Consider the following 6,454-nt stretch of genomic DNA (forward strand, 5'->3'; position numbering starts at 1 on the left):
GCGGTCACCGGCAGGCTAGGAACTCCCCCTGGGGGAGATTCCACTCCGCGCGCGGGCGGCTAGGGTCGGCCGCGGGAGGTACGGGGTGACGGACGCGGACGGGACGTGGAGCATCGGCGAGCTGGCCGGGCGGGCCGGGGTGACGGTGAAGACCGTGCGGTACTACTCGGACCGGGGGCTGCTGCCCGAGGCCGGGCGCAGCGGCGGCGGGCACCGGCGGTACGGCCCCGGGGCGCTGGTCCGGCTGCGGGAGATCAGGTCGCTGCGCGCCCTGGGCCTCGGTGTGCCCGAGGTGGCACGGGCGCTGGAGGACGAGGGCAGGCTGGCGGACGTGGTCGCCGGGGAGCTGCGGGGCGTGGCGCGGGAGCGGGCGGCGCTGGCGTGGCGGGAGGCGTCGCTGCGGCTGCTCGCGGAGTGCGACGGGGCGGAACGGGCCGAGCTGCTGCCGCTGTTGGGTGCGGCGGCGCTGCCGCCGGCCACGGACGCGGTGGTCCGGTTCTGGCGGCGGTCGCTGCCCGTGCGGCTTCCGGCGCCGCTGGTGGCGCGGGTCCTGGACGAGGTCGTGCCGGTGCCGCCGGACGAGCCGTCGCCCGCCGAGGTGCGGGCTCACGCGCTGCTGCGCGCCCTGGTGTCGGACCCGCGCCCGGAGCGGGCGCCGGCGCCGCCGCTGCGGGGCGAGCGGTACCGGCCGGCGGTGCTCTACGAGGGCCTGGCGGAGGCGTACGAGCTGGCGGCGGCGGAGGTGCGGGCGGGGCGGGCGCCCGGCGGCGCGGAGGCCGTGGACTGTTTCGCCGGCGCGTACGCGCTGGCCCTCGGGGAGGCGGACTCGGCGGTCTTCCGCCGGCGCCTGGTGGAGCTGCTGGGCCGCGAGGACACGGGGGTGATGGCGCGGTACTGGAAGCTGGTCGCCCCGCTCCAGCCGGCCGACCGGCCCGCCCTCGGCCTGCTGCACCACCACCTCGCGGTGGCGCTGTCCGCGCCCCCGGCCGCCTGACGGAACGCCGGGGTCCGGTCCCGCCGCCGGCCGGGTGAAGGGGGGTGTGCCGGGCGGCCTGCCGGGGAAGGCGCGCGGGGTGGCGTCCGGCCGGCGGGCGCTCGGTCAAGGAGGTGGTCCGGTGGCGGAGCCGACGACGGCACAGGCGCTGGGCGCGCCGTGCTGGCTGAGTCTGGCGGCTCGGGATCTGGGCGCGGCAGAGCGGTTCTACGGCGCGGTGCTGGGCTGGACGTTCCGGCCGGGCGAGCTGGAGGCGGGTTCGGCGTACGCGGTGGGCGAGCGGGACGGGGTGCCGGTCGCGGGGGTCGCGGCGCTGGCGGCGGAGCTGGCGGTGCCGGTGGCCTGGACGGTGTTCTTCGCGGTGGAGGACGCGGACGCGGCGGTGGCGCGGATCCGGGAGCGCGGCGGCACGGTGGGCGTGGGCCCGGTGGCGTATCCGCCGCAGGGGCGGGCGGCGCTGGCCACGGACCGGGACGGGGCGGCGTTCGGGGTGTGGGAGGGGCGGTTGGTGTCGCGCTGGCAGGTGGGCGAGCGGGGCGCCCCGGCGTGGGTGGAGCTGCACACCCGGGACGCGTTCGACGCGGCGGTGTTCTACGGCGGGGTGCTGCGCTGGGCGGAGGAGGTGCCGGGCTGCTGCGAGACCTCGTACGAGGAGGACCGGGTGGTGCTGCGCCGCGACGGGGTGGCGGTGGCGCGGCTGGACAGCGGCCCGGTGGAGGCCGCCTCGTCCCGCCCGCAGCTGCGGCCGCGCTGGCTGGTGCGGTTCCGGGTGCCGGATCTGGCGGCCTCGGTGGCGGCGGTGCAGGAGCACGGCGGGACGGTGGTGCCGGGCGGCGAGTGGGGCGGCGCCCGGGAGCCGGAGGCCGGTGGCGACGAGCGCCGGGTGGTGGTGCGGGATCCGGACGGGGCGCTGTTCACGCTGGAGGCGGACGGGACGGGATGAGCGGCACGGGTACGGGGCCGGCGGCCTCGTACCCCTACCGTCTCCGGTGCGGCGGCCCGGGGCTCAGACGGCACGGGCGGCCCGCGGGGCGGCGGCCGCGGCGGGGGTCCCGGCGGCGTCGGGGGTGTGCCGGGCGGGGATGAGGGCGGCGACGAGCGCGGCGAGGAGGCCCCCGAGCCGACGGCCCGGGGCCGAGCCGGACCCCCGCCTCACCCGTCCGGCGCGGCGGGCTCGCCCCGGACGCCGGGTGCGGCCAGGCTCGTCGGCAGGAACGCCCAGGAGACGAGGTGCCGCCGATGCCCACCGCCGCCCGCACCCGCGCCCTCCGCGTCTCCCGCGTCCCCCTCCCCCTCCGCCCCGCCCTCCGCCTCGCCCTCGCCGCCGTCCTGCTCACCGGCTGCGTCTCCACCGCGGCCGCGCCCGAGAGCGCCCAGGGCACCGGCCGGCTCGCCGTCGCGTACGAGGCGGCCCGGACCGCCGAGGAGCGCGCCGCCCTCGCCTTCCTGCGGGAGCACCGGGTCCTGGAGGACGCCGCCGCCTACGCCGACGCCCGGATCGCCCTCCCCCGGGACGTGCCGCTCCGCGCCGCAGCCTGCGCGGCCCCCAATCCGCACTGGGACGAAAGAACCGGGCGGATCACCTACTGCTACGGCTTCGTGTCCGAGGCCCGGAAGGTCTTCGCCGGTTCCGACACCGACGGCACCCCGGCGCAGCGGGCCGCCGCCGTCGACGAGGACGTCGTCGGACTCTCGAACGGCGTCCTCTTCCACGAGCTCGGGCACGCCCTCGTCGACCTGTACGACCTGCCGGTCACCGGCCGCGAGGAGGACGCGGTCGACCAGCTCGCCGTCCTCCTCCTCGCCTCCGGCGACGAGCGCCACACCGACTACGCGATCTCCACCATCAACGCCTGGGGCGCCCTGTGGCAGGCGTCCGAGGGCGGCGACCCGGGGGTGGCCGCGTACTCCGACGTCCACTCCCTCGACGGGCAGCGGTTCTTCGACTGGGCCTGCTGGCTGTACGGCTCCGATCCCGGGCGGTTCGCGGACGCGGTGGACGCCGAGGGGAACCCGGACGGGGTCCTGCCCCGCGACCGCGCGGAGCTCTGCCCGGCCGAGTACCGGCGCATCTCCTCGTCCTGGCGCACCCTGCTCGGTCCGCACCTCAAGCAGCGGTAGTCCCGCGCCGCGAACCGCTTCGACGCGGACCCTTTACGCGCGCGCCACACGGGGGTAACTTCCCGCCGACGCAAGAAGTTTCCGCAATTTTCCGCACGCGCTTCCAAGGGGGCCGATCCCCGCCTTCTCCCACCGGCCCTCCCGTCGGCGCGCCCCCGTCTGGAGATCCGCATGACCCCCACCCGCACACGGCCGCGCGGAAGAGCCCTCGCGCTGCTCGCCGTCGCGGCCGGCCTGACCGGCCTGATCGCGGCCCCGCCCGGCCCCTCTCCGGCCGCCGCCGGCCCGCTCCCGGCCGCCCCTGCGGCCGCCGTCGCCGAGAACACGGCGACGGTCTTCTACTGGACGAAGACGAAGAACTGGTCGGCCCACAACCTGCATTGGGCGCCCGACGGCGGCTCCTGGACTGCCGTCCCGGGCACGGCGATGGAGCCTGCCTGCACGGACTGGGTGAAGAAGACCGTCAGCCTCGGCGCCGCCGCCGGCCTCCAGGCCACCTTCAACAACGGCACCGGCACCTGGGACAACAACGGCGGCCGCAACTACGCCCTCGGCACCGGGAACATCACCGTGAAGGACGGGGTCGTCGCCCACTCCGATCCGTGCGCCGACGCCCCGCCGCCCGCCTCGAACAAGGCGACGGTGTACTACTCCTCGGCCTCCCTCGGCTGGTCCACCGTCAACGTCCACTACCAGCCGACGGGCGGGGCGTGGACGGCCGTGCCCGGTCTCGGCATGACGGCGGCCTGCGCCGGCTGGTGGAAGCGGGAGCTCGACCTCGGCACGGCCACCTCCCTCAAGGCCGCCTTCAACAACGGCAACGGCGTGTGGGACAACAACGGCGGCGCCGACTACGCGATCGGCACCGGCACCTCCACCGTCCGGGACCGGGTCGTGACCGCGAACGCGACGGACCCCTGCGCCGCCACCCCGCCCGACACGCAGGCGCCCACCGCCCCGGCCGGGGTCACGGCGAGCGCCGACGGCGTCTCCGTCCTGCTCTCCTGGGAGCCGGCCACCGACGACCGGGGCGTGACGAAGTACCAGGTCACCCGTACCGGCGGCACCGCCGGCACGGTCGTGACGGACGTCGGCTCGACGGTCTTCTCCGACACGAACCTCGCCGAACGCACCGCGTACACCTACACGGTGCGGGCCGTGGACGCCGCCGGGAACGTCTCGGCCGCCTCGGCGCCCGCCACCGCCACCACCGGCGACAGGCCGACCGCCCCGGCGAACGGCAAGCCGCTCGGCACCGACCCGCGCAAGGACCCGATCTACTTCGTCCTCACCGCCCGCTTCAACGACGGCGACGCCTCCAACAACCGGGGCGGCAGCCAGCACGTGAAGTCGGGCAACGCGGCGAACGACGACCCCATGTTCCGGGGCGACTTCAAGGGCCTGATCCAGAAGCTCGACTACATCAAGGGCCTCGGCTTCTCCGCCGTCTGGGTCACCCCGGTGGTCCTCAACCGCTCGGACTACGACTACCACGGCTACCACGGCTACGACTTCTACACGGTGGACCCGCGCCTGGAGTCGGCCGGCGCCTCCTACCAGGACCTCATCGACGCCGCCCACGCCAAGGGCATGAAGATCTACCAGGACGTCGTCTACAACCACTCCTCCCGCTGGGGCGCCAAGGGCCTGTTCACGCCGACCGTGTACGGCGTCCGGGACACCCAGTGGAGCTGGTACTACGACGAGAAGCAGCCCGGCTTCGAGTACGACGGCCTGACGATCGACCCGAAGACCGGCAAGTCGTACTACAACGGCGACCTGTGGTCGACGGCCGAGCCCGCCGGCAACACCTGCGTCAACTGGGGGAAGCCGACCGGCGGTAAGAGCGCAGAGGGTTACACGCTGTACAACTGCCAGTGGCCGAGCCCCACTTCGGGGATGTTCCCGAAGGCGCTCTACCACCAGTGCTGGATCGGCAACTGGGAGGGCGAGGACTCCCGTTCCTGCTGGCTGCACGAGGACCTGGCGGACTTCGACACCGAGAATGCGACCGTCCAGAACCACCTGATCGGCGCCTACAACAAGTACATCGACATGGGGGTCGACGGCTTCCGCGTCGACACCGCCGTGCACGTCCCGCGCACCACCTGGAACCGCCGCTTCCTCCCCGCCATCCAGGAGCGGGTCACCCAGCGGCACGGCGCCGAGGCGGCAAAGAACTTCTTCGTCTTCGGCGAGGTCGCTGCCTTCGTCAACGACAAGTGGAACCGCGGCTCGGTGAACCACTCCGCGCAGTTCTTCACCTGGAAGGAGCGCAAGGAGTACGACGCCGACGACGCCAAGGCGGCCCTGGAGATGTACGACTACGAGCAGCAGCAGGGCACCGGCAACCAGCCCACCTCCACCAACGCCTTCCTGGACGGCAACACCTACCACGAGCCCGATCGCAGCCGCTTCTCCGGCATGAACGTCATCGACATGCGCATGCACATGAACTTCGGTGACGCGTACAACGCCTTCTCCAACGGCAAGGACTCGGACGACAGTTACCACGACGCCACCTACAACGTCGTCTACGTCGACAGCCACGACTACGGGCCGAACAAGTCCAGCGAGCGGTACACCGGCGGCACCGACGCCTGGGCCGAGAACATGTCCCTGATGTGGACCTTCCGCGGCATCCCGACGCTCTACTACGGCTCCGAGATCGAGTTCCAGAAGGGCGCGAAGATCGACTGCGGGCCCACCTGCCCGCTGGCGACCACCGGCCGCGCCTACTACGGCGCGCACCTGGCCGGCACGGTCACCGCCTCCGACTTCTCGAAGGTCTCCGAGGCGAGCGGCCAGGTCGCGACCACCCTCCAGCAGCCCCTGGTCAAGCACGTCCAGCGGCTCAACGAGATCCGGCGGGCGATCCCCGCGCTCCAGACGGGCCAGTACTCCACCGAGGGCATCTCGGGCGGCATGGCCTTCAAGCGCCGCTACACCAGCGGCTCGACGGACAGCTTCGCGCTGGTCACCGTCTCGGGCGGCGCCACCTACACCGGCATCCCGAACGGCACGTACACCGACGCCGTCACCGGTGACGTGAAGACCGTCACCGGCGGCACGCTCACGGTCGGCGCGCCCGGCAAGGGCAACCTCCGGGTGTACGTCCTGAACGGTCCCGGGAAGATCGGCACGGCCGGCCCGTACCTGAAGTGATCCGGCGGAGAGGGGGCGGAGCGGGAAATCCGCCCCCTTTTCGCCATGTTCAAGTCAAGATTCTGTTACATGAACGGGATTGTCGGACAGAAGCCTTCCCTCCGCCCCGCCCGTCTGGGATCTTGCGTCCACCCCACACATCACACGGCCCGGCCGGCGCCACCCGCGCCACCG

At 73.9% G+C, this 6,454-nt stretch carries 5 protein-coding genes; 4 read left to right on the top strand and 1 reads right to left on the bottom strand.

The window, feature by feature from the left end; genetic code table 11:
- The first annotated feature begins 85 nt into the window (after positions 1-85).
- Complete coding sequence (locus tag ACFW1I_RS30180; RefSeq protein ID WP_384675846.1) at positions 86-994, top strand: MerR family transcriptional regulator; 909 nt, start codon at positions 86-88, stop codon at positions 992-994.
- 121 nt (positions 995-1,115) lie between these two features.
- Entirely contained in the window at positions 1,116-1,937 is an 822-nt protein-coding gene (locus ACFW1I_RS30185; RefSeq protein WP_384675848.1) for a VOC family protein, read from the top strand.
- A 63-nt stretch (positions 1,938-2,000) separates the two neighbouring features.
- Here ACFW1I_RS30185 and ACFW1I_RS30190 read toward each other — a convergent pair whose 3' ends face one another.
- Positions 2,001-2,150, bottom strand: a complete 150-nt coding sequence (locus tag ACFW1I_RS30190) for a hypothetical protein (RefSeq protein WP_384675850.1) — start codon at positions 2,148-2,150, stop codon at positions 2,001-2,003.
- Positions 2,151-2,233: 83 nt separating this feature from the next.
- Between ACFW1I_RS30190 and ACFW1I_RS30195 the strand changes: the two genes are divergently transcribed.
- Both ACFW1I_RS30195 and ACFW1I_RS30200 read left to right on the top strand, forming a co-directional pair.
- Positions 2,234-3,115 carry a DUF4344 domain-containing metallopeptidase gene (locus ACFW1I_RS30195; protein WP_384675852.1) on the top strand — a complete coding sequence of 294 codons (882 nt, stop codon included), beginning with the start codon at positions 2,234-2,236 and terminating at the stop codon, positions 3,113-3,115.
- A 171-nt stretch (positions 3,116-3,286) separates the two neighbouring features.
- Entirely contained in the window at positions 3,287-6,280 is a 2,994-nt protein-coding gene (locus tag ACFW1I_RS30200; protein WP_384675854.1) for a carbohydrate binding domain-containing protein, read from the top strand.
- Positions 6,281-6,454: the final 174 nt, after the last annotated feature.

Source organism: Streptomyces sp. NPDC058955, assembly GCF_042741435.1.
Taxonomy (GTDB): domain Bacteria; phylum Actinomycetota; class Actinomycetes; order Streptomycetales; family Streptomycetaceae; genus Streptomyces.

Excerpts from the sequence above, each read along its gene's own strand:
- ACFW1I_RS30195 (WP_384675852.1), top strand. The coding sequence starts at position 2,234 with ATGCCCACCGCCGCCCGCACCCGCGCCCTCCGCGTCTCCCGCGTCCCC.
- ACFW1I_RS30200 (WP_384675854.1), top strand. The coding sequence starts at position 3,287 with ATGACCCCCACCCGCACACGGCCGCGCGGAAGAGCCCTCGCGCTGCTC.